Source organism: Streptomyces hokutonensis, assembly GCF_042751305.1.
GTDB classification, from domain to species: Bacteria; Actinomycetota; Actinomycetes; order Streptomycetales; family Streptomycetaceae; genus Streptomyces; species Streptomyces hokutonensis_A.
The window spans coordinates 45,807-68,341 of record NZ_JBHYWD010000022.1 but is presented as its reverse complement, the minus strand read 5'-3'; the positions used below and the strand labels follow the sequence as shown (position 1 = coordinate 68,341).

The 22,535-nt window shown below is 70.8% G+C and carries 24 protein-coding genes and 3 pseudogenes; 12 read left to right on the top strand and 15 right to left on the bottom strand.

The features are described from left to right. Positions 1-95: 95 nt before the first annotated feature. On the bottom strand, positions 96-674 hold the full coding sequence (locus ACFXC1_RS39675) for an Rv1733c family protein (protein WP_381252197.1): 579 nt from the start codon (positions 672-674) through the stop codon (positions 96-98). 225 nt (positions 675-899) lie between these two features. On the opposite strand from ACFXC1_RS39675, the gene ACFXC1_RS39670 reads away from it, so the two are divergent. Both ACFXC1_RS39670 and ACFXC1_RS39665 read left to right on the top strand, forming a co-directional pair. Further along, entirely contained in the window at positions 900-1,589 is a 690-nt protein-coding gene (locus tag ACFXC1_RS39670) for a response regulator (RefSeq protein ID WP_381252195.1), read from the top strand. A gap of 134 nt (positions 1,590-1,723) precedes the next feature. Beyond that, on the top strand, positions 1,724-2,713 hold the full coding sequence (locus tag ACFXC1_RS39665) for an Acg family FMN-binding oxidoreductase (protein ID WP_381252193.1): 990 nt from the start codon (positions 1,724-1,726) through the stop codon (positions 2,711-2,713). A 144-nt stretch (positions 2,714-2,857) separates the two neighbouring features. Here ACFXC1_RS39665 and ACFXC1_RS39660 read toward each other — a convergent pair whose 3' ends face one another. After that, the gene (locus ACFXC1_RS39660; protein WP_381252191.1) at positions 2,858-3,703 is read right to left on the bottom strand and encodes a universal stress protein; all 846 of its coding nucleotides are present in this window, start codon (positions 3,701-3,703) and stop codon (positions 2,858-2,860) included. Between the two features lie 212 nt (positions 3,704-3,915). On the opposite strand from ACFXC1_RS39660, the gene ACFXC1_RS39655 reads away from it, so the two are divergent. Further along, complete coding sequence (locus ACFXC1_RS39655; protein ID WP_381252189.1) at positions 3,916-4,548, top strand: universal stress protein; 633 nt, start codon at positions 3,916-3,918, stop codon at positions 4,546-4,548. Positions 4,549-4,611: 63 nt separating this feature from the next. Here ACFXC1_RS39655 and ACFXC1_RS39650 read toward each other — a convergent pair whose 3' ends face one another. The 7 genes and pseudogenes from ACFXC1_RS39650 to ACFXC1_RS39620 all read right to left on the bottom strand — a co-directional run bounded on the left by ACFXC1_RS39650 (position 4,612) and on the right by ACFXC1_RS39620 (position 11,256). After that, complete coding sequence (locus tag ACFXC1_RS39650; protein WP_381252187.1) at positions 4,612-6,027, bottom strand: NAD(P)(+) transhydrogenase (Re/Si-specific) subunit beta; 1,416 nt, start codon at positions 6,025-6,027, stop codon at positions 4,612-4,614. A gap of 5 nt (positions 6,028-6,032) precedes the next feature. Beyond that, positions 6,033-6,350 carry an NAD(P) transhydrogenase subunit alpha part 2 gene (locus tag ACFXC1_RS39645; RefSeq protein WP_381252185.1) on the bottom strand — a complete coding sequence of 106 codons (318 nt, stop codon included), beginning with the start codon at positions 6,348-6,350 and terminating at the stop codon, positions 6,033-6,035. Beyond that, positions 6,347-7,480, bottom strand: a complete 1,134-nt coding sequence (locus ACFXC1_RS39640) for an NAD(P) transhydrogenase subunit alpha (protein WP_381252183.1) — start codon at positions 7,478-7,480, stop codon at positions 6,347-6,349. Before ACFXC1_RS39640 ends, ACFXC1_RS39645 begins: the two co-directional genes overlap by 4 nt. Positions 7,481-7,539: 59 nt before the next feature. Continuing rightward, positions 7,540-8,553 carry a zinc-dependent alcohol dehydrogenase gene (locus ACFXC1_RS39635; RefSeq protein ID WP_381252181.1) on the bottom strand — a complete coding sequence of 338 codons (1,014 nt, stop codon included), beginning with the start codon at positions 8,551-8,553 and terminating at the stop codon, positions 7,540-7,542. A 10-nt stretch (positions 8,554-8,563) separates the two neighbouring features. Then, positions 8,564-8,932 carry a DUF779 domain-containing protein gene (locus ACFXC1_RS39630; RefSeq protein WP_381252179.1) on the bottom strand — a complete coding sequence of 123 codons (369 nt, stop codon included), beginning with the start codon at positions 8,930-8,932 and terminating at the stop codon, positions 8,564-8,566. Between the two features lie 14 nt (positions 8,933-8,946). After that, positions 8,947-9,324, bottom strand: a pseudogene (locus ACFXC1_RS39625) (aldehyde dehydrogenase family protein); the annotation flags it as partial. 204 nt (positions 9,325-9,528) lie between these two features. Further along, positions 9,529-11,256 carry a sensor histidine kinase gene (locus ACFXC1_RS39620; protein WP_381252178.1) on the bottom strand — a complete coding sequence of 576 codons (1,728 nt, stop codon included), beginning with the start codon at positions 11,254-11,256 and terminating at the stop codon, positions 9,529-9,531. Between the two features lie 320 nt (positions 11,257-11,576). Here ACFXC1_RS39620 and ACFXC1_RS39615 point away from each other — a divergent pair, with 320 nt between their 5' ends. The 3 genes from ACFXC1_RS39615 (at position 11,577) to ACFXC1_RS39605 (ending at position 13,143) form a co-directional block, all read left to right on the top strand. Further along, the gene (locus tag ACFXC1_RS39615) at positions 11,577-11,987 is read left to right on the top strand and encodes a hypothetical protein (RefSeq protein ID WP_381252176.1); all 411 of its coding nucleotides are present in this window, start codon (positions 11,577-11,579) and stop codon (positions 11,985-11,987) included. Between the two features lie 50 nt (positions 11,988-12,037). Next, the gene (locus ACFXC1_RS39610) at positions 12,038-12,457 is read left to right on the top strand and encodes a hypothetical protein (protein ID WP_381252174.1); all 420 of its coding nucleotides are present in this window, start codon (positions 12,038-12,040) and stop codon (positions 12,455-12,457) included. A gap of 245 nt (positions 12,458-12,702) precedes the next feature. Then, positions 12,703-13,143 carry a pyridoxamine 5'-phosphate oxidase family protein gene (locus ACFXC1_RS39605; protein ID WP_381252170.1) on the top strand — a complete coding sequence of 147 codons (441 nt, stop codon included), beginning with the start codon at positions 12,703-12,705 and terminating at the stop codon, positions 13,141-13,143. Positions 13,144-13,257: 114 nt separating this feature from the next. Here ACFXC1_RS39605 and ACFXC1_RS39600 read toward each other — a convergent pair whose 3' ends face one another. The 6 genes from ACFXC1_RS39600 to ACFXC1_RS39575 form a co-directional block, all read right to left on the bottom strand. Beyond that, positions 13,258-13,878 carry a hypothetical protein gene (locus tag ACFXC1_RS39600; RefSeq protein WP_381252168.1) on the bottom strand — a complete coding sequence of 207 codons (621 nt, stop codon included), beginning with the start codon at positions 13,876-13,878 and terminating at the stop codon, positions 13,258-13,260. Positions 13,879-14,014: 136 nt separating this feature from the next. Then, the gene (locus ACFXC1_RS39595; RefSeq protein ID WP_381252166.1) at positions 14,015-14,848 is read right to left on the bottom strand and encodes a universal stress protein; all 834 of its coding nucleotides are present in this window, start codon (positions 14,846-14,848) and stop codon (positions 14,015-14,017) included. A 109-nt stretch (positions 14,849-14,957) separates the two neighbouring features. Next, on the bottom strand, positions 14,958-15,296 hold the full coding sequence (locus ACFXC1_RS39590) for a hypothetical protein (RefSeq protein ID WP_381252165.1): 339 nt from the start codon (positions 15,294-15,296) through the stop codon (positions 14,958-14,960). Positions 15,297-15,393: 97 nt separating this feature from the next. After that, positions 15,394-15,840 carry a pyridoxamine 5'-phosphate oxidase family protein gene (locus tag ACFXC1_RS39585; RefSeq protein WP_381252163.1) on the bottom strand — a complete coding sequence of 149 codons (447 nt, stop codon included), beginning with the start codon at positions 15,838-15,840 and terminating at the stop codon, positions 15,394-15,396. Between the two features lie 49 nt (positions 15,841-15,889). Continuing rightward, positions 15,890-16,639: a helix-turn-helix domain-containing protein gene (locus tag ACFXC1_RS39580; RefSeq protein ID WP_381252161.1), complete on the bottom strand. Its 750-nt coding sequence runs from the start codon at positions 16,637-16,639 to the stop codon at positions 15,890-15,892. Further along, the gene (locus ACFXC1_RS39575; RefSeq protein ID WP_381252159.1) at positions 16,632-17,729 is read right to left on the bottom strand and encodes a zinc-dependent alcohol dehydrogenase family protein; all 1,098 of its coding nucleotides are present in this window, start codon (positions 17,727-17,729) and stop codon (positions 16,632-16,634) included. The genes ACFXC1_RS39580 and ACFXC1_RS39575 overlap by 8 nt, the downstream gene beginning before the upstream one ends. A 212-nt stretch (positions 17,730-17,941) precedes the next feature. Here ACFXC1_RS39575 and ACFXC1_RS39570 point away from each other — a divergent pair, with 212 nt between their 5' ends. The 6 genes and pseudogenes from ACFXC1_RS39570 to ACFXC1_RS39540 form a co-directional block, all read left to right on the top strand. Then, positions 17,942-18,337 (top strand): STAS domain-containing protein, encoded by a 396-nt coding sequence (locus ACFXC1_RS39570; RefSeq protein ID WP_381252157.1) that lies wholly within the window; start codon positions 17,942-17,944, stop codon positions 18,335-18,337. A 143-nt stretch (positions 18,338-18,480) separates the two neighbouring features. Beyond that, the gene (locus ACFXC1_RS39565; protein ID WP_381252156.1) at positions 18,481-19,062 is read left to right on the top strand and encodes an Rv1733c family protein; all 582 of its coding nucleotides are present in this window, start codon (positions 18,481-18,483) and stop codon (positions 19,060-19,062) included. Positions 19,063-19,248: 186 nt separating this feature from the next. Continuing rightward, positions 19,249-19,755 carry a DUF2231 domain-containing protein gene (locus tag ACFXC1_RS39560; protein WP_381252155.1) on the top strand — a complete coding sequence of 169 codons (507 nt, stop codon included), beginning with the start codon at positions 19,249-19,251 and terminating at the stop codon, positions 19,753-19,755. Positions 19,756-19,848: 93 nt separating this feature from the next. Next, positions 19,849-20,496: pseudogene (locus tag ACFXC1_RS39555) on the top strand (aldo/keto reductase); the annotation flags it as partial. After that, positions 20,493-21,404 (top strand): amidohydrolase family protein, encoded by a 912-nt coding sequence (locus ACFXC1_RS39550; protein ID WP_381252154.1) that lies wholly within the window; start codon positions 20,493-20,495, stop codon positions 21,402-21,404. The pseudogene ACFXC1_RS39555 and the gene ACFXC1_RS39550, both read left to right, overlap by 4 nt. Continuing rightward, positions 21,356-22,458, top strand: a pseudogene (locus ACFXC1_RS39540) (IS701 family transposase); the annotation flags it as partial. The gene ACFXC1_RS39550 and the pseudogene ACFXC1_RS39540, both read left to right, overlap by 49 nt. Positions 22,459-22,535: the final 77 nt, after the last annotated feature.

Sequence of the window (22,535 nt, the reverse complement as noted above, 5' to 3'; positions counted from 1 at the left end):
CTCACCTCCCCACCCCCCCCTTGTGTGTGTTCTTCCGTGTGGGGCTCCACTCTTGCCCCCCCCCGCCCCCCGCGGCCGGGCGGCGAAACGGCGTCTCAGCCGGTCCTGCGCCCCCACCGGGCCGCGGTCCGCTCCCACTCCTCGCCCCACTGGTCGGTGGCCCGCCGTTCGACCCTCAGCCGGATCAGGCGTCCACCCGCGAGGACGAACAGTCCGCCGGCCAGCCCTGCTCCGGCACCAGCAGCGACCACACGTGCCGTCGCCACGGACGGGCTCGGGGGCTCGCTCATGAGGTGGCCGTGCCCGTCCGTCCACACCGGTACCTTGCTGCCGGCGTCCGTTCCGGCCTTCACGTCCGCCGTGGCGGTACGGACGGTGCCCTGCGCGTCGGTCCAGCGCACCTTCGCCTTCACGCGGTTGTGGTAGGCCCCGACACCCTCGCCACGCGGCACGGTGGTGAGGAGCACGGCGGTCGTCGGCCTGCGTTCCGCCGCGTCCCGCGCCTGCGCCGCCGCCAGGGTCTGGGCACCTGCCACACCGGCGACCGTCCCGGCGGCCATCGCGAACGTCCAGGCGCTCAGGACGATCCACGCCTCCACCGCGTCGCTGTGCCGACGCAGTTCGTTGCGCCGCCAGCGCCACCCCAGGACCTTCACACGCTTGATCCTCCGCATCGGTCACACCCCCTCACAGGCATCATGAAGACGACAACACGAGGACGGTCCCACCGGATGATCGCCGCCGGGATGGGCCGCCCGACCGTCGTACGAGGGCCGGTGAGGACACGCCGGAAGGGCCGGTTGGGCCGGTCGGCCCTAGTACTTCCGGGCCCGGCGCGTGATGATCGTGCTCACGGACGGCCCGCAGTCCGTTCACATTCCGGGGAACAAGGGGTCGAGATGACCGAGGCACGCACCTTCACCGCACAGAACCCGATCCGCGTCTTCCTGTTGGACGACCACGAGGTTGTGCGACGCGGCCTGTCCGACCTCCTGGACGCCGAGGAGGACATCTCGGTGGTCGGCGACGCCGAGAACGTCCAGCACGCACTGGTACGAGCCCCCGCTGTACGCCCGCACGTCGCCGTACTGGACGTACGGCTCCCCGACGGCAACGGCATCACCGTCTGCCGCGAACTGCGCGACCAGATGCCGGAGTTGGCCGTCCTGATGCTGACCTCGTTCGACGACGAGGACGCCCTGCTCGACGCGATCATGGCCGGGGCCTCCGGCTATGTACTCAAGCAGATCAAAGGCACCGACCTGGTCTCGGCGGTACGAACGGTCGCCTCCGGGCAGTCGATGCTCGACCCCGCGACGACGGCCCGCCTGATGCGCTCGCTGCGTGCCGAACCCGCTCAAGCCCCGGAGATCGCACCGGAGTTGGCGAGCCTGTCCCCGCGTGAGCGGGAGATCCTCGCGCTGATCGGGGACGGTCTCACCAATCGCGAGATCGGCAAGAAGCTGTATCTGTCGGAGAAGACCGTCAAGAACCACATCTCCCGGCTGCTGGCCAAGCTGGGCGTCCAGCGCCGGGTACAGGCCGCGGTGCTCGCCTCGCACCTGGAGCAACCCGAGTCCGGCAGCTGAGCCGCGCGCCGGGCCGTCCGGCGCGCTCCCAGGGCCGTACGGCCCCTCCTCCCGGTCCTCGTGGCGGGACCACGCTGGGCGGGAACAGCGAACAGCCCGGCCGCCCTTCGGGCGCGGGGCGGGGAGGAGTCCACATGTCCAGCACGGTTCTCGACGTGCCGACCCTGGAGACGCTGATCGCGGCGTCCGTCGCCGCACCCTCGATCCACAACACCCAGCCCTGGCGGTTCCGGCTCGACGCCGACACGGTCACGCTGGAGATCAGGGCCGTCGCGGAACGCAGTCTGCGCCACACCGATCCGTCGGGGCGCGCCCTGCACATCTCGGTCGGCTGCGCGCTGTTCAACCTGCGTGTCGCGGTCGCGCACCACGGCTGGGAGCCCGTGACCCGGCTGCTCCCCCGGCCCGACCAGCCGGACCTGCTGGCCACCGTACGACTCGCCGGAACCGCGCGGTTCTCGCCGGAACCTCGGTTGTACGACGCGGTGTGGCGCCGGCACAGCAGCCGCTTCCCGTTCTCCGACCGGCCGGTGCCCGCCGCCGTACTGACCGAACTCGGCGAGGCCGCCCATGCGGAAGGCTCCGTGCTGGATCTCCCCGGCCCCGCGGAGACCGACCGGCTGCTGCGACTGACCCGGGAGGCGGAACAGCGAAATACCACCGACTCGGACCGGGCCGCGGAGAGCCGCCGCTGGGTCCACCCGCCCACCGCCGAATCCCTCGGCATGCCGCCGGAGGCGATCGGGCCGCAGGACTTCCGGGAACGGATCCCGATGCGGGACTTCAGCGCCCACCCGCACTCCCAGGTGCTCCTCGCCCGCCCCTTCGAGAAACGGCCGTCCATCGCCGTCCTGTCCACCCTGCACGACCGCCGGACGGACTGGCTGCGGGCCGGTGAGGCACTCGAACGCGTCCTCCTGGTGGCCACCGCACACGGCGTACGGGCTTCCCTGCTCCACCAGGCGCTGGAGTGGCCCGACCTGCGCGAGCAACTCGCGGACAGCCGACGGGCGCACGTCCAGATGGTGCTCCGCCTCGGCTACGGCCCGCAGGGGCCCGCCTCACCCCGCCGCACGGCGCGTCAGGCAATGACGGAGGATGCACGGCTTGCGCGACAGGCCTGACGGCATGAGCAGCTCGGGTGGCACGAACGCCTTGAGCCGGACGTGGGGTGGTGAAACCCCAGGTTCCTCCCAGAACCGAGAGTGACCGGTGGAACGCCACCTGGTGTTCCACCGGTCACTGATTCGTACGACCGTCCGCTGACGTCAGCAGCGAACGAGGGCAACGGGGCAGTCCGCCTCGTGCAGCACCGTCTGGCAGACCGGGTCCAGCGGCAGGCGCGCGAACCGGAACCGGTCGCGCACCCCGACCACCAGGAGCTGGCTGTCCTCGCTGGCCTCGACGAGGGCCCGGCGGGACCGGCCGCGAAGCCTGCGGCAGCGCACGGTGACGTCCGGGTACTGCTCACGCAGCTCGGACAGGGCGCCGGCGAGCGCCACGTCCGCGCCGTCCGCCGTCGCGGCATGGGCGGACCCACCGTTGGGACGCGCGGCGGAGATGTTCCGCAGCTGCACGGCCACCAGGTCCGCGCCGCGCGCGGAGGCCTCGGCGAAGGCGAATTCCGCGGCCGCCCGCAGCGTCGACGTGCCGTGGGCCACGAGCAGCACCGGACCGACCGGGTTCGGCCGGCCGCGCACCACCAGCAGCGGACCGGACACGCGCGCGGACAGGTGCCCGGCGAGCGAGCCGTTGCGCAGGGTGCCGTACCGCCGTGTGCCATTGGTTCCTACGACGGTCAGTGACGCGGTGCGCGACTCGCCCTCCAGCACGGTCCCGGGCTCGCCGACGAGGACTTCGCGCGCGATCCGCACACCCGGTGCGGCGCTGCGGGCGCGCCGCTCGGCCTCGGCCATCGCGCCCTTCGACGCGTGCCCACCGGTCCGGCCCATCTCCCACGAGGGAATGCCGGACCACCCGTCTCCGGCCGGCCAGCCGACGGCCTGTGTCAGCTCCAGACCGACACCGAGCCGCTCGGCCTCCCGCGCGGCGGCTTCCACCACCGCCAGATTCGACCGCGAACCATCCACTCCTACGACCACCGGGCCACTCATCACAGTCCACCCCTCTCCAGGCACCCTCCCGGGATGGAAGAAGCGCTCCACTGGACTCCAGACTCGTATGGCCCACCGCGCCCCCACAGGGGCCGGACGGGCCCCCTCGGCCCACCGACCGGCCCCGGTGCCGTACCCGTCGGACCCGACGGTTCTTCGGACGACGCACCGACGAGGTCCACAACGCCGAAGGGCGGGGCGACGGACGGCCCGTGCCGTCGATCGTCGTCGCCCTCGTTGCGGCGTGCGCGGAGGGCGAGTTGCTGGTGCTGGGCAGCCGTGCGTTCAGCGGGTTCGGCGGGTTCCTGGCCGGTTCCGTGGCACTGGCCACAGTGGCCCGCGCGACCCGGCCGGTCGTGCTGGTCCGGGCCGACGAGACCCCCGCGAGCGAGCGGATGCCCGGCTCCGACGGCGAGCCGTCGGCCCGCGCGCCGTACCGCGAGGTAGTGGTGGGCGTCGACACGGCCCACATGTGCGACGACGTGCTCGCGTTCGCCTTCGAGAGCGCTGTGCTGCGTTCCGCACCGCTGCGGGCGGTGCACGCGTGGACACAGTCGATCTCGCCCGGGCCCGGCGCGAAGAACACGAGCGCCCAGGAGGATGCCGAGCGGGAGCTGACCAGGGTCCTCGGACCGTGGCGCGAGAAGTACCCGACGGTGGAGGTCCACGAGCTCGTGGCGAACGACCATGCGGCGCACCTGATCCAGGGGGCGACCACGGAAGCCGGTCTGCTGGTCGTCGGCCGCCGCAACCGCCCGGCCAGGATCGGCGCGCACACCGGACGGGTCGACCACGCGGTGATGCACCACGTCCGCTGCCCGGTCGCGATCATCCCGCACGAGTGAAGCACCACGGCACATGAGTGAGGCCCACGCGCCGACCGCGTGGGCCTCACTCATGGCTGCCGCTCAGCCGACGAACTCGCCCACGGCCGCCTTCAGTTCGGTCAGTCCCTTCTTCGCGTCGGTGAAGAACATGCCGGTCTTCGGGTCGGTGTACAGCTCGTTGTCGACGCCCGCGTAGCCGTGGCCCATCGAGCGCTTGATGACGACGATGCTCTTGGACTTGTCGACGTCGAGGATCGGCATACCGGAGATCGCGTTGCCGGGTCGGCGGGCCATCGGGTTGGTGACGTCGTTGGCGCCGATCACCAACGCCACGTCCGCCTGGGGGAATTCGGGGTTGACCTCGTCCATCTCCTTGAGCTGTGTGTACGGCACATTGGCCTCCGCCAGGAGCACGTTCATGTGTCCCGGCATACGGCCGGCCACCGGATGGACGGCGTAGCTGACGTCGACTCCGTGCTCGGTCAACAGCTTGGCCAGGTCGCCGAGTTCGTGCTGTGCCTGGGCGGCGGCGAGGCCGTACCCGGGGACGAAGACGACCTTGCGCGCATAGGCGAGCTGGATCGCCACGTCGTCCACCGAGACCGCGCGCACCTGGGCCGGGGCACCGGATCCGGTTGCCGCCGGGGCGCTGTCTCCGGTGCCGAAGCCGCCGATCACGATGTTCATGATGGAGCGGTTCATGGCGTCGGCCATCAGCTTGGTGAGGATGCCGCCCGAGGAGCTGACGAGCATGCCCGCGATGATCAGGGCGGTCTCGTCGAGGACGAAGCCCGCCATCGCGACCGCCGACCCGGTGAAGGCGTTCAGCAGGGCGATGACGACGGGCATGTCGGCCCCGCCGATGGGCAGCACCATCGTCACGCCGAACAGCAGGGCGACGACGACCAGTCCGTACAGGGCCGTTGCGGAGCCCGGGGCCAGCACCAGCCAGACGGTGCCCACGGCGAAGGACGCCGGGAGCAGCACGTTCAGCAGGCGTGCACCGGGGAACACCACCGGCGAGCCGGACACGAGACCCTGGAGCTTGCCGGCCGCGACGAGCGAGCCGGAGAAGGTGACCGCGCCGATGACGATGTCCAGGGCGCCCGGCAGCGAGACGCGTGCGCCCAGCGCGGCCGGATGGTCGGCCTGGAGGAGGTCGTTGACCGCGATGAGGGCAGCCGCGCCACCGCCAACGGCGTTGAAGAGGCTGACCAGTTGAGGCATCGCGGGCATCTTCACCTCGCGCGCGGCCCACAGGCCGGGTGCGGCGCCGACGAGACCACCGCTGACCAGGACGAGCCAGCCGGTACTGGTGATCCGGTTCTCGTGGGCGACGAGCCACACCGTGGCGCCGATCGCGACGGCCATGGCCCCGGCGGAGAGCGTGTTGCCGCGGCGGGCCGTGCGCGGGTGGTTCATCAGGTGCAGGCCGAGCACGAAGCACGCGGCGGCGATCAGGAAGACGTAGTGGACGGCGTTGGAGACGGTGTCCATGGCGGTCACACCTCCGCCTTCTCGTCGTTCTCGGCGGTGGGCCGGGCCTTGAACATCTCCAGCATCCGGTCGGTGACGACATAGCCGCCGACCACGTTCATGGCGCCGAACACCATGGCCACGAAGGCCAGGACGTAGCCGAGCCAGGTGTGCGACTCGGCGGCGACGAGCATGGCACCGATGACGACGATGCCGTGCACCGAGTTGGAACCCGACATCAGCGGGGTGTGCAGGGTCGCCGGGACCTTGCTGATGACCTCGATGCCGACCAGGACGCTCAGCACGAAGACGGTGATCGCGGTGAGGAGGTCGAGGTTGTTCATGAGGATGCACCTCCTGTCTGTGCTGCTCCGCCCATGAGGGCGGCCGTGATCTCGTCGGCCGGGTCGAGGACGAGTTCGCCGTCGGGCGCCAGGTGGCGCAGGAGGGCGACGAGGTTGCGGGCGTAGGCGGTGGACGCGGCGGTGGCCATGGCGGACGGCAGGCGGCCGGCGCCGATCAGGGTCACGCCGTTGTCGAGGACGGTGGTCTTGTCCACCTCGGTGCCCTCGACGTTGCCGCCGAACTCGCTCGCGGCGAGGTCGACGACGACCGAGCCGGGCTTCATCCGCCCGACGACCTCGGCGGTCACGAGCAACGGCGGTTTACGGCCGGGGACTTGGGCGGTGGTGATGACGATGTCGGAGCGCGCGATGTGCTCGTTCAGCGCGGCCCGCTGCGCCTGTTGCTCCTCTTCGGTCAACTCCCTTGCGTAGCCGGTCTGTTCGGCGCCCGGTTCCGGTGCCTGGGCGGTCTGTATGTCGAGGAACCGGGCGCCCAGCGACTCCACCTCCCCTCGGGACGCGGGGCGTACGTCGTACGCCGAGACGACGGCGCCGAGGCGGCGGGCGGTGGCGATCGCCTGGAGCCCGGCCACTCCGGCACCGAGGACGAGCACCTGCGCCGGGCGCATGGTGCCCGCCGCGGTGGTCAGCATCGGGAAGAACCGGTCGTAGGAGTCCGCGGCGAGGACCGCCGCCTTGTAGCCGGCGATGTTGGCCTGGGAGGTCAGCGCGTCCATCGACTGGGCGCGGCTGAGGGTGCGGGGCAGCAGGTCGAGACTCACCGCGCGTACCCCGCGCCCGGTCAGTTCGTCGACGAGGGCGGGATGGCGGAGCGGTTCGAGCAGGCCGATCAGGGTCTGCCCGGTGCGCAGCGCCTCGGCGCTCTCCGGGTCCGGCGGTCCGACGCACAGCACGGCGTCGGCGCGTGCGTACAGCTCCTCCGGGGACACGACGGTCGCACCGGCCTCGGTGTACTCGGCGTCGGTGAACCAGGCGCCGGACCCGGCACCGGCCTCGACGAGGACGTCGATTCCGGCCCGGCGCAGGAGGGTTACGGCCTCGGGGACGAGCGCGACCCGGCGTTCACCGGGCGCCCTCTCCCGTACGGCTCCTACGGTGACGGTTCCCATGATCTGCTGCCTCTCCCTGTGACCCCGGGGTTGCCGGGGTCAGAAACGCGAAGACGAACTCAGAACTCGAAGACGAGCCGTGCTTCGGCCCGTCCGCCGAGGACCTCGTCGAAGGAGTCGTTGACCTGGTCCAGGCGCCGCGGTTCGGCGATGATCCTGGTGCGGCCGGCCGCGTGCAGCGCGAACACCTCGGACAGGTCCTGACGGGTGCCGACGATGGAGCCGATGACGGAGATCCCGCCGAGCACGGTCTCGAAGATCGGCACGCTGATCGCGGCGTCGTCGGCGGGCAGGGCGACCATGACGAGCCGTCCGCCGCGGTTGAGCGACCGGTAGGCCTGCTCGAACGCCTGCGGTGCGGCGGCCAGGACCACGGCCACGTCCGCGCCGCCGGCCTTCTTGATCTCGTCGACCGGGTCGTGCGTACGGGCGTTGACGGTGAGGTCGGCGCCGAGCTGGTGGGCGAGGCCCAGCTTGTCGGGTTCGAGGTCGACGGCGGTGACGAACCCGCCGACGAGGCGCGCGTACTGGAGCGCCAGGTGGCCGAGGCCGCCGATGCCGAAGACGGCGACGCGCTCGGCCGGGGTCACCCGGGCGACCTTGATCGCCTTGTACGTGGTGACGCCCGCGCAGGTCAGCGGTGCCGCGTCGAAGGACGACACGCCGTCGGGGACCCGGACGACCGCACCCGCGTGGGCGACGGCGTACTCGGCGTAGCAACCGTCCACGGAGTAGCCGGAGTTGACCTGGCTCTCGCAGAGGGTCTCCCAGCCGGAGACGCAGTAGCGGCAGGTGCCGCAGGACGAGCCGAGCCACGGGATCGCGACCCGCTTGCCGATCAGGTCGTGGGAGACGCCCGCGCCGACGGCCTGGACGGGGCCGACGCCCTCGTGGCCGGGGATGAACGGTGGTTGCGGCTTGACCGGCCAGTCGCCGTGGGCCGCGTGGATGTCGGTGTGGCAGAGGCCGGAGGCCTCCATCTTCACGAGCACGTGGCCGGGGCCGGGCTCGGGGACGGGAAGGTCCTGGATCTCCAGTGGCTTCCCGAAGTCGGTGACGACTGCTGCCCTCATGATCTGCTCCTCAAGTGGTTCCGCACCGGGTCGCCTTGACCCGGGTCACGAAATGCAGCCCTTCTCCGGCTGCGAGGGAGAAGCCGCCCGGCGTGCCCGGTTCCACGTCCAGGACGTAGAAGGGGCGGCCGTGCGCTTCGTACTGGTCGGCGTTCACGTGGAACGTGCAGCCGTCCACCACGCCGACGAGCATGTCGCCGTCTCCCAGGGCGAATTCGCCGCCCGGGAAGCACATCGGGTCGCTGCCGTCGCAGCAGCCGCCCGACTGGACGAACATCACGGGCCGGCCGTGGGCGGCGCGCAGGGCCGCGATGGCCTTGCGCGCCGCACGCGTTGCGGTGACGCGCCCGACGGTGCCGTACTCGACTGTTCCGGGCATGTCGCTGCGCTCCTCTAGAACAGGCCGAGGGGCTTGTCGCTGTAGCTGACCAGGAGGTTCTTGGTCTGGCTGTAGTGATCGAGCATCATCTTGTGCGTCTCGCGGCCGATGCCGGAGACCTTGTAGCCACCGAACGCGGCACCCGCGGGGTACTGGTGGTAGCAGTTCGTCCAGACCCGGCCGGCCTTGATGGCGCGGCCCATCCGGTAGGTGCGTCCGGTGTCGCGGCTCCACACGCCGGCCCCGAGGCCGTAGAGCGTGTCGTTGGCGATCTCCAGGGCCTCGGCCTCGTCCTTGAAGGTGGTGACGGCGAGGACGGGTCCGAAGATCTCCTCCTGGAAGACCCGCATCCTGTTGTGGCCCTTGAGGACGGTCGGCTCGTAGATGCCGGACCGGAGTGCAGAGGCCGAACGGCCCCTACGGCTGGGTCCCTCGGGCCCGCACGTGGGCTGAACGACGGAGCGGCCACTCGGGGGTCTCCTGTGCGCCGGGCATGCGGAAACCGCCGTGGCAGGGGCATGCCGTCCGGTGTTCCCGGCCCGTTCGCGGGCCGGTCAGGGCTTGCGAGGAGGGGTCTACGGAGGCGTAGCGGGCGCCTACTTCCCGGTCACCGGTACCTTCCACACAAGTGTGGTGCCTCCGTCCGGCGGAGTGGTCCACTCCAGCTGTCCGCCCAGTTGCTGGGCCCGCTCCTCCATGTTCCGCAGCCCGCTGCGTCGGCCCTCGGCCGGGATGCCCACGCCGTTGTCGATGACCGACAGGCGCACCTCGCGGCCGTCGGTCACCAGGGCGACGTCGGCGCGGCCGGCGTGAGCGTGCCGGGCGATGTTGGTCAGTGCCTCGGAGAGCACGGCGATCACATGGTCGGCGGTCTCCCGCGGCACGTCGGTGTCGACGAGGCCCTCCATACGGACGCTGGGCGCGAATCCGAGCACGGGGCCGGCTTCGCCGACCGCGCGCACGACCCGGGCCCGCAGCCCCGTTCCCGCGCTGGCGTCACGCGCCCGCAGGCCGAAGATCGTAGACCTGATGATCTTGATGGTCTCGTCGAGGTCGTCCACCGCGCGCACGACGCGCTCGGCGGCCTCCTCGTGCTCGATGAAACGGCCGGCACTCTGCAGGGTCATGCCGGTGGCGAAGAGCCGTTGGATGGCGAGGTCGTGCAGGTCGCGGGCGATGCGGTCGCGGTCCTGGAGCACCGCGATCTGCTCGGCGTCCCGTCGGCGTTCGGCCAGTTCCATCGCGACGGCGGCCTGGGCGGCGAAGGCCTGAAGGGTCTCGGTCTCCGTCGCCGAGAAGGGCTGCCGTCCGGCTTCTCGCGCGAGCAGGACCACGCCGCGCACACCTGCTTCGCCCGTGCCGATGGGCACCGCCACGGCGGGGCCCAGTCCCCCGAAGCGCGGTGGTTCCAGGGAGATGCGACCGTCGTGGCTCACGTCCGCGCTGGTGACGGGGGCGGCACTGGAGAAGGCCAGCCCCATCAGGCTGCGGTCCAAGGACAGCACAAGCCCCTGGTGGGCTTCGGCGTCCATCCCGACGGCGATCTCCACGGCCAGCGCCCCGGTGTCCTCCATCGGCAGCCCGACCGCCGCCAAGGCGGACCCCGTGATCTCGCCTGCCCGCTCGGCGATCAGGGCGAGGACCTTGGTGCGGGAGTCGCCGGACATCAGGTTGTGGGTGATCTCCGCGTTCGCCCTCAGCCAGCGTTCCCGCAGCCGGGACTCCTCGTACAGCCGGGCGTTGTCGATCGCGACGCCGGCCGCCACGGCCAGGGTGGACAGGACGGACTCGTCCTCGTCGTCGAACTGGGCCCCACCGCGCTTCTCGGTCAGGTACAGGTTGCCGAAGACGTGCTCGCGCACCCGGATGGGGACGCCGAGGAAGGTGTTCATCGGCGGGTGGTTGGGCGGGAATCCGTACGAGGCGGAGTGCTGGGAGATCTTCGCGAGCCGCAGCGGCTCGGGGTGCCGGATCAGCTCGCCCAGGATGCCGTGGCCCTCCGGGTAGGGGCCGATCTCGGCGATCTGCTCCGCGGTGACACCGATCGTGTGGAAGGCCGACAGCGCCTTGCCGTCGGGGGTGATCACACCGAGCGCCGCGTACTCCGCGTCGACCAGGACCGCCGCCGCCTCCACGATGCTGTGCAGGGCCTGCTCCAGCTCCAGCTCCCGGCCGACCGAGAGCACCGCCTCCAGCAGACTGTGCACCCGGTCACGGGTGCCGCGGGCCGCGTCCAGACGGGCCTGCAGTTCCCCCAGCAGCTCGTCCAGCTTCAGCTGCGGCAGCCGTATACGGGCTTCCCGGGAATCCTCAGCGCTTGCCACCGGTGATCCTCCAGATCCCCTCACCACGCCGCGGGTCGGCCCCTCCGGTCATGTGCCAAGGTAACGGTCAGCGGCCGGTCAGGACATGAGATCAAGCCTCTGTGGTGCCCCAGTCGGCAATTTTGATCAGCCTCTTGTCAAATGAGTCGGCCCGGCGTTTCCCCCGCGCTGGCCAGCGGCCCCCGTGCCGGTGGCCTTCGAGCGTTCCAGCTCCCCGGGGAGTGTGCTGTGGAGTCTCGGACCGATCCCTGGCGAGCACGGGCGGATACCGACGGCGACACCGCGTCGGTCGGCAGTTCCAGCAGGTACCGGACGGTGACGTGCCGGCCGGGCGCCTGGTGCTCTGGACGGCCCTCAGTGTGCTGATCGCGGTGGCCGCGCACGGTCTGCGGGACCGTAGAGCTGCTGATCTCCGCAAGAGCGTGGTGCGGAAGGTCTTCGGCGCCGGGCCGGACCTGCACAGCACGGCCGCGATGATCGGCGAAGGTCCGGCGCAGGAGCTGCTCATGCGCGGAGTGGCCGAGCTCGGCGGGGTGATCCAGGCACTGCGTGAGAGCGTGTTCGACCCGCACCACGACGCCGCCTTCGAGGCCGCACGACATCGTCGGCCAGTGGGAGACCCCGAACAGGGATCTCGGTGTCGCGCTCTTGTCCCCGACTGCTCCGCCGACGGCGCCGGAAGGGGACCCCTGTCCCGAGTAACAGGCCGGATGGCACTGGGCCGAGCCTGACAGCGGGGCCAGTCTGGAGTCGCTGGCAAACGATCAAAGGAGTGGAGCAGATGACTCCAAGAGACACCGGCGGCCTTGCCCCCACGACAGACGTCGTGCAGGTGCGGACCGAGGGCGAAGTCGACGACGAATCGGTCGAATACCTCCGGGCCAAGCTGACCGTGCTGTTCGACCGACCGGGGGTTGCAGGCATCGGCGGCGAAGTGCGGATCGCCAGGGCCGCAGCACATCACGCCGAGCAGCCTTGGTCGGCCACGGCCGAGATCCGGGTGGGAAAAGACATCCTGGTCGTCCATGCCAGGGAGGCGAGCGCGCACGAACTCGCGGACCGGTTGCAGGATCGGCTGCACAGCCGCATGGAGCGCGTCGCACACCGCACGGACACGGCCCGCCGGTCCGCGACCCCGCCTCCGTGGCGCGGCGGCCCGGGCGACAACCAGCAGCAGGACCGGGCGGAAACGGCGACGTAGCCGCCGCCGTGGTGTCGTAGCGGCCACGGGGCGTCGTCGGGGCGGCCAACAGGCTCATCCTCCGTGTCGACGGCGTTCGCCACCCGCGTGCCGGGCCATGGGCGGCAGGCCGGTCGGCCGACAGCGAGAGGCCGATCGGCCCTAGCGGATCCTGCCCCGGCGCCGTTCCATTGGCTGATCGAGCCCCTACACACCATGCCCATCGGCGGTATCCCCCGGTGGGCCGTCGGCCGGAGACCCAAGCAGTGAGTGATGACCCCGTACGGAGGCTGCCCACGACCACGGAAGAGGCCCTGGGGCTGCTGGGCAGCGTGTCCCTGGGAAGGATCGCCTTCACTCAGCACGCGCTGCCGACCATCCGTCCGGTCAACCACATGGTCGACGACGGGGTCATCGTCATCGCGACCCACGAGGGCGCGGCCATGACCTCACGCGCCCTCCAGGCCGATGGTTCAGGTGTCGTCGTCGCGTACGAAGCCGACGACATCGACCCCGACACCCACCTCGGCTGGAGCGTGGTGGTCACGGGCTACGCCCACCTGGTGACGGACACCGGCGAACTGGCCCGCTATCAGAAGATGCTGCGGCCCTGGGTGGGGCAATCGACGGACTACGTGGTCCGCATCCACCCGGATCTGGTCACCGGACTGCTGCTCGTCTCCGGCGACCAGCCCATCGGGTCCTGAAACGGGGTCCTCCGCCGCCGCGAACGATCCGAGCGGAACGCCCTTCGAATTCAACTGACCGGGGTACCGCCGCTGTTGTGCGGCGGTACCCCGGTCACGACGTGCTTCTGGGTGCTACTTCAGCCAGTCGTGGTCGCGGACGATCGGCAGCTTCGCCCAGACCTTGCCCAGGCCCCAGGTCGCGCCGGCACCGGCCGCCGCGAGGGCGATGATCACGACGGCGTAGATCAGGTGGTAGTCGGCGAACGGGTTCGTCGACATGCTCAGCGACCCGTCCGACAGGTGCCTGGCCGGCGGCCACTCGGCGATCCACATCAGCGCCATCATCGCCGTGCCCGCCACCGCGGCCAGCCGCAGCGCGACACCCGAGACCAGCGCGACACCGATACCCAGCAGACCGACCATGAACAGCCAGTCCGCCCAGCCCGCACCGGCCCAGTCATGGAACGTGGACTCCATCGGACCGGCGGCCACACCGCTCAGGAAACCCTTCGTCGGCGAACCACCGTCGACCCAGCCCTTCCCGGACGGAGTCGCATAACCGAACCCGAACGTCTTGTCCAGGAACGCCCACAGGAAGACGAACCCGGTCAGCAGACGCAGAGACGCGAACACATAGGCACGCGCCGAAGTAGTCGCCGCCGTCGTGTCAGTGGCGGCCTGTGCCGTCCCGGTCCGGTGCAGGGACGGGAAGCGGAATCGCAGGTGGTGTTGGGGTTGGTTCTGGACTGCCATGATGCTCATCCCTTTCGAGGGAACGATGCTTGGGATTCGACGACTCTCTTTGCGCCCTCAATGTCTCGCGGCGGGCGGTGGCGGCAGAGGGGCTGCAAGTCCCCGGTCGAGGGCCCGAACGGCCCTGCCTGCCGGGTCACTTGGCGGTGGGCACCACGACCACCGGACTGTGGGAGCGGTGCAGCAGGGTGAGCGCCACCGGACCCAGCCGCGGGCCGAACCGGTGGGTGCGGTGATGGGCGCCGACGACCACGACGGCACAGTCGCGCGTGGCCTCCAGCAAGGCACGCGCCGGGCCGGTGCGGACCGTACGGCTCTCGACCTCGATACCGGGATGCCGCTCGCTCAGCCGGGCCAGGCTGAAGCGCGGAATGGCGTCCTCCGCCCTTGCCTGCCGGGCGAGTTGCTCCTGGCCCGGGCTCGTCGCCGGGGCCAGTGAGGGCAGTTCGGGGGTGATGTGCCGGTGGGTCCAGGAGTGCAGGACGCGCAGCGGGACACCGCGCCGCTCGGCCTCCTGGAATGCGTAGAGCGCCGTGTCCTCGTCGCTGTCGCCCTCCAGGCCGAGCAGCACGGGCCGTCCGTCGTCGCGCGGGTGGTCGCCGCGGACGACGAGCAACGGGCTGTTCACCTGCGCGGCCAGGCGCAGGCTCACCGAGCCGAACAGCAGGCCGGCGAGGCCGCCCATGCCTCGGGTCCCCACGACGGTGAGGTCCGCGCCCTCGCTCTCACGCACGAGCGTGTGCACCGGCCCACCGACGGCGTCCCGGGTCACCACCGACAGCTCGGGGTGACGTGCTCCGACGCGCGTGACGGCGGACGCCAGGACCGGTCCGGCCTCGTCGCTGTCGGGCACGGCGTACACGACGGTCAGCTCGACGCCGCGCCGCGCGGCCTCGTCCGCGGCCCAGTCCAACGCCCGTACGGATATCAGCGAACCGTCCACTCCGACGACCACATGATGGAGAGTCATGTCCCGTTTCCCTTCTGACTGTTGCCTGCTCACGCTGTTCGGCGGGAAGGGGCCGCCCATGCGCACAACGGCTCCGGTGGCGATGCTCGTCCTGCGCGGACGGAACGGGTCAGGGGCCACGGGAACCTGCTGACACGCCGTACGGCCCCTTCTTGTGGGGCCGTACGGGCCAGGCGTCGTCCTGCCACGGACGAAAGTGAAAGGGGACAGGCCTGACGCGCGTGGCTTCACCGAGGAGGAATCCGCCACCGTTCACGCCGGCGATGGCTTCGGCATGACCGACGGCGAGCTGAGGAACGCCGTCGGATGCCGCAAAACCGTGGCTGAGCACGTTACGGATACGTGCGGTGCCGAAGGCCCGGGGACGGACGGTCTCGGCGAACAGCCACGTGCAGACGTCCGGGCCGAGGCCCTCGACCAGAGCGAGCAGGCGTCGCGCCAGCGTCACTCCCGTGAACTGCAGCTGCAGGGATTGTGCCCAGCGCCCGTCGCCGGGGCCAAGGGTTCACGGACAACAGGACCGCCGGAGGACCGGCCCCCGGTCATCAGGTCGCGCCGGTGAGATCCACCCCGTACATCGAGCGCCCGCCCACGAGTTCACGTCCCGTCACCAGCTCGGGCTCGACCCGGACGAAGACTTCCTGGGGCGAGGGCACCCAGGAGGTCGGGCCGGTTCGGACAAGGCGTTCGTGCTCGGCCGGGTCGGTCACCACGGTGGCCGACCCCGTGACGACGACGCTCCAGCCGGAGTGCGCTACGGCATCGACCTCGTCGGCCTCGAAGGCGACGACCGAGCCGTCGATCGCCCGCACGAGCTCCGAGGCGGCCGAGGTGCACAGCAGCACCGCGCCGTCGTCGTCCAGACGGAAGTTGACCGGCAGTACGGCGGGCAGGGCCTGGCGGGTGTGCACGATACGGCCGACGGGCGCCTGCCCCAGCAGGCGCAGGCACTCGTGTCGTTCCAGTTCGCGGAATCCGTCGTTGGAATACATCAGCCAGTCCGTCTCTCGCCCTGTGCGCGGGTCTGCGGGTCTGTGGGTGTCACTCCATGTTTCGCTCTGCAGGATCGGCGGGTGAGGGGCCATCAGTCCCGCCCGCTTCGGAGAACGTCCCTTGGCGCGTGGTGATCCGGCGCCCGGTGAGGCTCAGCGCGTCGATACGGACCCATTCCTCGCGCGGGCCGCCGGCCCACGGCGTGCTGAACGCGTGTTCCGTCAGATGCCGCACGTCGTCCGCGTCGGTCACGGTCCGCGCCCGGCCGAGCGCCAGCACGCTCCAGCCTTCGCCGAACGCGTCGTCGATACGGTCGATCTCGAAGGTCACCTGGCAGCCCGCCGCACGGGACGGCATCGCACCGGGAGCGGTCCTGTACACGATCGCGCCGTCGACCACGCTGTAGTTGACGGGGACGATGACGGGTCCCGAGACGGTGGGCACCGCGACCCTGCCTACCCCGTGTGTCGACAGCAGCTCGCGGCACTCCTGGACGGTCAGCGCGGTGAACGTCGGGTCGGAGCCCGCCCGGCCCTGGCCGGGTGTGAGATCGCTGCTGCCCCCGGCGAGCTCGGTCACGGTGGTGTCCAGGGCCGCGGCGAGCCTGAGGAGAACGCTCCGGCCCGGAGCGGCACCGGGAAACTCCTCCAGGTACTGGAGATAGCTCGCCGCCACCCCCGCGCGGTCGGCCGTTTCCTCCCGGGAGAGGTCAAGTGCCGTACGCCGTACGGCGATCCGGCGTCCGAGGTCACCCAAGGGTGACCCCTCTGTCACGCCCTGCGGGAACGGGTCAGGCATGGCTCGTCACGTCCTTTCGTCCTGTCGCGCGGACGGCGACTTCCTCGTGCTGCGCCCCGCCGAGGACGACCTTGAGGGCGCCGGTGTCGGCGGCCTTGGCGAAGACGTCGTACGCCTCCTCCATGCGGTCGAGCGGGAAGGTGTGGGTGACCAGTTGCGAGGTGGGCAGCCGTCCGGCGGCGGCCATCTTCAGCAGGGTGGGGGTGGAGTGGGTGTCGACCAGGCCGGTGGTGATGGTGATGTTCTTGATCCACAGGTCTTCGAGGTGCAGGATCGCGGGCCTGCCGTGGACACCGACGTTGGCGACGTGCCCACCGGGCCGCACCATGCGTGTACACAGCTCGAAGGTCTCCGGCACACCGACCGCCTCGATGACGACGTCCGCGCCCATCCCGTCGGTGAGATCGGCGACGAGCTGCTCGGGAGTTTCGCGGGCGTCCACGACGGCGTCCGCGCCGAACCGCTTCGCGGCGTCCAGTCGTGCTGCGGCCAGGTCCACGGCGACGACGCGCTCGGGCGAGAACAGCCGGGCCGTGGCGATGGCGGCCAGTCCGACCGGGCCGGCGCCGACGACGGCGACGGTGTCTCCGGGGCGCACCTGCCCGTTGAGCACGCCCACCTCGTACCCGGTGGGGAAGATGTCCGCCAGCAGGACGGCGTCCCTGGCGTCCAGGCTGCTGGGCAGCGGATGGACGGAGAGGTCGGCGTGCGGGACGCGCACGTACTCGGCCTGGGTGCCGTCGATGAGATGGCCGAGGATCCAGCCCCCGCCTCCGCGGCACTGCCCGTACATGGCCCTGCGGCAGTAGGCGCAGCGCCCGCAGGCGGTGATGCAGGAGACCAGGACCCGGTCCCCGGGCCGTACGGTCCGCACGTCGGAGCCCGCTTCCACGACCTCGCCGACCGCCTCGTGGCCCAGGATCGTGCCGGGGCGCACCTCGGGCACGTCGCCCTTGAGGATGTGCAGGTCGGTTCCGCAGATGGTGACGGCGTCGACGCGCACGATCACGTCGGTGGCGTCCTTGATACCCGGATCCGGGACGTCGTCCCAGGAGGACTGTCCCGGACCGTGGAAGACGAAGCCCTTCATGACGTTCCTTCTCCACTCGGTCGACTGCCCCCGCCTGTCCAGCTTGTCCAGGTCCGCCGCTCCCCGCTTGGGCCGGTCGGCCCTCATCGGCCGGACGAACGGGGTCGTCCCGACCACGTAGCCACCGGCTGGGCCGAACGGCCCAGGTCGAACATGTGGACAGGTCCAGTCGGCCCTTCCGGGCGGGACCACCTGGCCGGTTGGCTCGCACCATGACCGAGATCCACACCCCCGCCACCGCACTGCGCTCCTCGGAACGTGTGATCGCCGGGACGACCGTCGTGGAACTGCACGGCGAGATCGACCTCCTCACGGGGCAGCCGCTGTCGGCGCGTCTGGACATGCTGACCACGGCCCCCTCCCCCGATCTCGTACTGGACCTGCGGGCCCTGTCGTTCATCGACTGTGCCGGTCTTGGCGTCCTGTGCCGGGCACAGAACCGGGCCGCGGTCCGGGGCGGACGGCTCCGGCTCGTCACCGGCAGGACGGGTTTCCTGCGGATCCTGCGCCACGCCCGACTCGACGATGTCTTCGAGATCCACGCGCGGCTTTCGACCGCCCTGGCCGCCGGGCCGGAGTCCGACGGCGCCTCCGCCACGGCGGGCTGAACGGCCCATCCGGGCCCGGGCCGAGGTGCCGATGGGGTACCCGGCAGTCCCTCTTCGGCCCATGCCGCCCCGCATTCCGGACCGGCACCTTCGTACTGGAGACCACGACCGTATGAGAGACCACGACGAGGAGGTGCGGACTCATGGGCAGGAACAGGCGCCTGAAGAAGCGGCTGTGGCGATTGCGGAGCAACCCGTTGCGCCGGCACGACGACATCGTCGAGGCCTGGGTCGTCCTGGTGATGTGGGCGGTGGTCCTGGTGGGCGGCGCGCTCTCCGGCCTGGTGACGTTCCACGCCGCCGACGAGGTGTTCTCCGCGCAGCGCACCGAGCGGCACTCGGTGCAAGCGGTGCTCCTCACGGACACCCCGCCCCTCAGCTCGACGGTCGGCGGAGCCCGCGACCTGATCAAGGCGGATGTCCGCTGGACGACCGCCGACGGCACCCGTCGTACGGGCAGCACGCTGGTGGAGACGGGGAAGAAGGCCGGATCCAAGGTCGTGGTCTGGGTGAACGCCGCAGGCAATCTCACCTACGAACCCCCGAGCCGGACCGACGCGACTCTCGAATCCGCCGTCCTGGGCCTGACCGCCACGCTCGCCTTCGCCGGTCTGGCGTTCGGCACCGGGGCCGTCGCACGGTACCGGCTGGATCAGCGCCGTATCGACTCCTGGGACACGGAGTGGAAACTGGTGGGGCCGAGCTGGGGCCGCAAGGCCGCCTGAGGCGAGGCGTTCGCCGGAGGAGTCCCGATTCCGTCGGGCGGACTCACGCCCCGTCGGGCGGACTCACGCCCCGCCGCCCGGGGCCGCCCATGTGGCCAATCGGACCGACGGGGCTCAGAGGTAACTGAGAGATCCCTGTGAAAACGTGTGCCGCGGTTCCCTCAACCCCCCATGGAGAAATGGCTCATGAGTCTCACTGTCGTCAACGGACTGCCCGCGCACGTCCTGTTCGTGCACTTCGTCATCGTGCTCGTACCCCTGAGCGCCCTGGCACTCGTGGTGTGCGCGGCCTGGCCCGCAGGCGCCCGGCGGCTCGGCCTGCTGCTGCCGATCCTCGCGCTCGTGACATTGGCCAGTGTGCCGGTGGCCACCCACGCGGGAGAGTGGCTGGAGCAGCACGTCGGCAGCAATCCGTTGGTGCGCAGGCACGCCGAACTCGGCGACGGCCTGCTTCCGTGGGCTCTCGGTCTCTTCGTTTTCTCGGCCGTCGTCTGGTGGACGGCCCGCCGGTCCGCCCCCGCTGCGGACGGCGCGGCGGGGGCCTCCTGGTCGCCCTCGATACTGGTTCGGGGCGTGGTCGTGGTTCTTTCCCTCGCCGTCGCGGTCGGCGCCGTGGTGGACGTCTACCGGATCGGCGACTCGGGCGCCAAGGCAGCCTGGCAGGACAGCTACTCCAAGACAGCCACGCGGTAGAACAGCTGACGTGACGAGACATACAGCTCCCGCCACTCGATGTGCAACCAGTTGGTTGCGCATCGAGTGGCGTGTGCGCGACCTTGAGGTGGCAGGCCCGGACGAGATGGTGTGGACATCGCCCTGCTCCACGACCCCGACGACCACGCCGAGCAGGCCCTCACAGAGGCCTACCCAGCGCTGGAACGGCTGCGCGGTGAAGGCGTCGTCAAGGCGATCGGCCTCGGCGTCAACCAGTGCGCGCTCCCCGCCCGCTTCCTGCGTGAGACCGACATCGACGTCGTGCTGCTCGCCGGCCGCTACACCCTCCTGGAACAGGAGGGACTGGCGGAGGTACTGCCGGAGGCCGCCGCCCGTGGCAGAAGTGTCATCGTCGGCGGGGTGTTCAACTCGGGTCTGCTCACCGACCCCAGACCCGGGGCCATGTACGACTACGCACCCACTCCGCCCCATGTACTGGACCGGGCGCTGCGCATGAAAGCGGTCGCCGACCGCCACGACGTACCGCTGCGCGCAGCCGCTCTGCGCTTCCCTCTCGGCCATCCGGCGGTCGCGAGCGCGCTGTCCGGCGCGCGTTCCGCCGAGGAGGTCCGCGACACGGTGGACCAGCTGCGGCGAACCGTACCGGCCGCGCTCTGGGACGAACTACGTGCCGAGGGGCTGCTGCCCCCGCACGTCCCCGTCCCTGCGGCCGCACCGGTCGACGAAGCCGACCGGCCGCAGGAGGGGCCGTGGGGGTGACTGCGACGGAGGAGGACATCGCCGAGGGCGTCATCGATGCACACCACCACGTGTGGGACCTCTCTGTCCGCGACCAGGACTGGATCACCGGACAGGAACTCGGCCTGCTGCGCCGGGACTTCCTGCTCCCCGATCTGGAGTCCGAGGCTCGCGCCGCCGGCGTCACGGCGACCGTCCTGGTCCAGACGATCCACGTGCCGGAGGAGACACCCGAGTTCCTGGCGTTGGCCCAGGGCAGCGACCTGGTGGCCGGCGTCGTGGGCTGGACCGACCTGACCTCCCCGGATGTCGCCGGCGCGCTCGCGGTGCTGCGGGAGGGGCCGGGAGGTGAGTACCTGGTGGGCATCCGCCACCAGGTGCAAGGCGAATCCGATCCTCGCTGGCTGATGCGACTGGACGTGCTGCGTGGGCTCGCCGCGGTGGCCGAGGCGGGGCTCGTGTACGACCTGGTCGTCAAGCCCCACCAGCTCGCGGCCGCGTATCAGACGGCCCGCCTGCTTCCCGACCTCACGTTCGTGCTCGATCACGCGGGCAAGCCTCCCATCGCCTCGGGCGAGCTGCGGCCGTGGGCGGACGCGATGCGCCTGCTGGCCGCACTGCCCAACACCGTCTGCAAGCTCTCCGGCATGGTGGCCGAGGCCGACTGGGACCGGTGGAGCGTCGAGGACCTCCGGCCGTACACGGACACGGTGCTGGACGCCTTCGGCCCGCGGCGGCTGATGTTCGGCTCCGACTGGCCCGTCTGTCGACTGGCCGCCACCTACGCCGAAGTAGTCGATACAGCATGGGAGTTGACGTCCGAATTCCACCTCACCGAACGCCGTGAGGTCTTCACCGGAACCGCACTGCGGACCTACGGCCTGACCGTCATCGGCTCCCCGGCCGCTCAGGAAGCACCATGCGCATAGCTCTCTTCATCACCTGCTTCAACGACATGATGTTCCCCCGCACCGGCCGCGCGGTGACCGAACTGCTGGAGCGGCTCGGCCACACCGTGGAGTTCCAGCAGGGCCAGACCTGCTGCGGTCAGATGCATTTCAACACCGGCTACCGCCCCGAGGCTGCCAGGTCGCGGTCAGTGTCCATGCCGCCACTGACACCGCCTCGTGCCCCTTGGACTGGAAGTTGTATCTGCCGCGGGAGTGGACGGACGAGCCGGCGCGCTGCCGTAGGGCAGGCGTCCCCAAGGAGGTGGTGCACCAGGAGAAGTGGCGTCTGGCGCTCGGTTTGCTGGACACACTCGCCCAGTGGCAGTTGGAGGCGCCGGTGACCGTGGCCGACGCTGGCTACGGCGTCAGCACGCCGTTCCGGCTCGGTCTCCAGGCGCGAGGGCTGTTCTATGTCCTGGCCCTGCAGGGTAAGGAAGTCGCTCATCCGGAGGATGCCGAGCCGCACCAGCTCGCTTACGGCGGGCTCGGGCCGCCCACCCTTCCCCGCTACCGCCTCCCGCCGCGAGCCCTGTCGGTCCTGGCAGCGGAAGCGGGCGCGGAGCGATTCTCCGAGGTTACCTGGTGGCAGGGCAGCAAGGGCGTGATGACCTCACGGTTCACGGTGCTGACGGTGCGGCCCGCGGGGAAACAGTCCCTGGCCGCCGCCCAGGAATCGGGCGGCGGCCGTAACCGGTGGGACGGCGTCCTGCCCTCCCGGACCCTCCTGGTCGAATGGCCGCACGGCCAGGACGCCCCGTCGGACTACTGGTTATCGAACCTGCCCGCCACCACACCCGTCGCTGACCTGGTGCGGTGGGCGAAGATGCGCTGGCGGGTCGAACCTGACTACCGCGAGCTCAAACACGGCCTGGGGCCCGACCACTTCGAAGGCCGCACCTGGCGCGGCTGGCACCACCACGTCACCCTCGTCACCGCCGCCCAGGCATTCCTCACCCTCCGCAGGCTCGACCCAAAAGTCGGGGCACCTCCCCGAGCCTCTGCCAGACCCTCGACGCACTCCAAGACCTGCTGAGGTGCCGGACCGGCACCTGCAGCACCTGCGGCCGGCCCCTCACCGCAAGCAGAACCAGAACCTAACGAAGCATTACT

Excerpts from the sequence above, each read along its gene's own strand:
- ACFXC1_RS39600 (WP_381252168.1), bottom strand. The coding sequence starts at position 13,878 with ATGGCAGTCCAGAACCAACCCCAACACCACCTGCGATTCCGCTTCCCG.
- ACFXC1_RS39560 (WP_381252155.1), top strand. The coding sequence starts at position 19,249 with ATGAGTCTCACTGTCGTCAACGGACTGCCCGCGCACGTCCTGTTCGTG.
- ACFXC1_RS39645 (WP_381252185.1), bottom strand. The coding sequence starts at position 6,350 with ATGAACAACCTCGACCTCCTCACCGCGATCACCGTCTTCGTGCTGAGC.
- ACFXC1_RS39675 (WP_381252197.1), bottom strand. The coding sequence starts at position 674 with ATGCGGAGGATCAAGCGTGTGAAGGTCCTGGGGTGGCGCTGGCGGCGC.
- ACFXC1_RS39580 (WP_381252161.1), bottom strand. The coding sequence starts at position 16,639 with ATGCCTGACCCGTTCCCGCAGGGCGTGACAGAGGGGTCACCCTTGGGT.
- ACFXC1_RS39665 (WP_381252193.1), top strand. The coding sequence starts at position 1,724 with ATGTCCAGCACGGTTCTCGACGTGCCGACCCTGGAGACGCTGATCGCG.
- ACFXC1_RS39660 (WP_381252191.1), bottom strand. The coding sequence starts at position 3,703 with ATGAGTGGCCCGGTGGTCGTAGGAGTGGATGGTTCGCGGTCGAATCTG.
- ACFXC1_RS39640 (WP_381252183.1), bottom strand. The coding sequence starts at position 7,480 with ATGGGAACCGTCACCGTAGGAGCCGTACGGGAGAGGGCGCCCGGTGAA.
- ACFXC1_RS39630 (WP_381252179.1), bottom strand. The coding sequence starts at position 8,932 with ATGCCCGGAACAGTCGAGTACGGCACCGTCGGGCGCGTCACCGCAACG.
- ACFXC1_RS39595 (WP_381252166.1), bottom strand. The coding sequence starts at position 14,848 with ATGACTCTCCATCATGTGGTCGTCGGAGTGGACGGTTCGCTGATATCC.
- ACFXC1_RS39575 (WP_381252159.1), bottom strand. The coding sequence starts at position 17,729 with ATGAAGGGCTTCGTCTTCCACGGTCCGGGACAGTCCTCCTGGGACGAC.
- ACFXC1_RS39610 (WP_381252174.1), top strand. The coding sequence starts at position 12,038 with ATGACTCCAAGAGACACCGGCGGCCTTGCCCCCACGACAGACGTCGTG.
- ACFXC1_RS39650 (WP_381252187.1), bottom strand. The coding sequence starts at position 6,027 with ATGGACACCGTCTCCAACGCCGTCCACTACGTCTTCCTGATCGCCGCC.
- ACFXC1_RS39570 (WP_381252157.1), top strand. The coding sequence starts at position 17,942 with ATGACCGAGATCCACACCCCCGCCACCGCACTGCGCTCCTCGGAACGT.
- ACFXC1_RS39565 (WP_381252156.1), top strand. The coding sequence starts at position 18,481 with ATGGGCAGGAACAGGCGCCTGAAGAAGCGGCTGTGGCGATTGCGGAGC.
- ACFXC1_RS39670 (WP_381252195.1), top strand. The coding sequence starts at position 900 with ATGACCGAGGCACGCACCTTCACCGCACAGAACCCGATCCGCGTCTTC.
- ACFXC1_RS39585 (WP_381252163.1), bottom strand. The coding sequence starts at position 15,840 with ATGTATTCCAACGACGGATTCCGCGAACTGGAACGACACGAGTGCCTG.
- ACFXC1_RS39635 (WP_381252181.1), bottom strand. The coding sequence starts at position 8,553 with ATGAGGGCAGCAGTCGTCACCGACTTCGGGAAGCCACTGGAGATCCAG.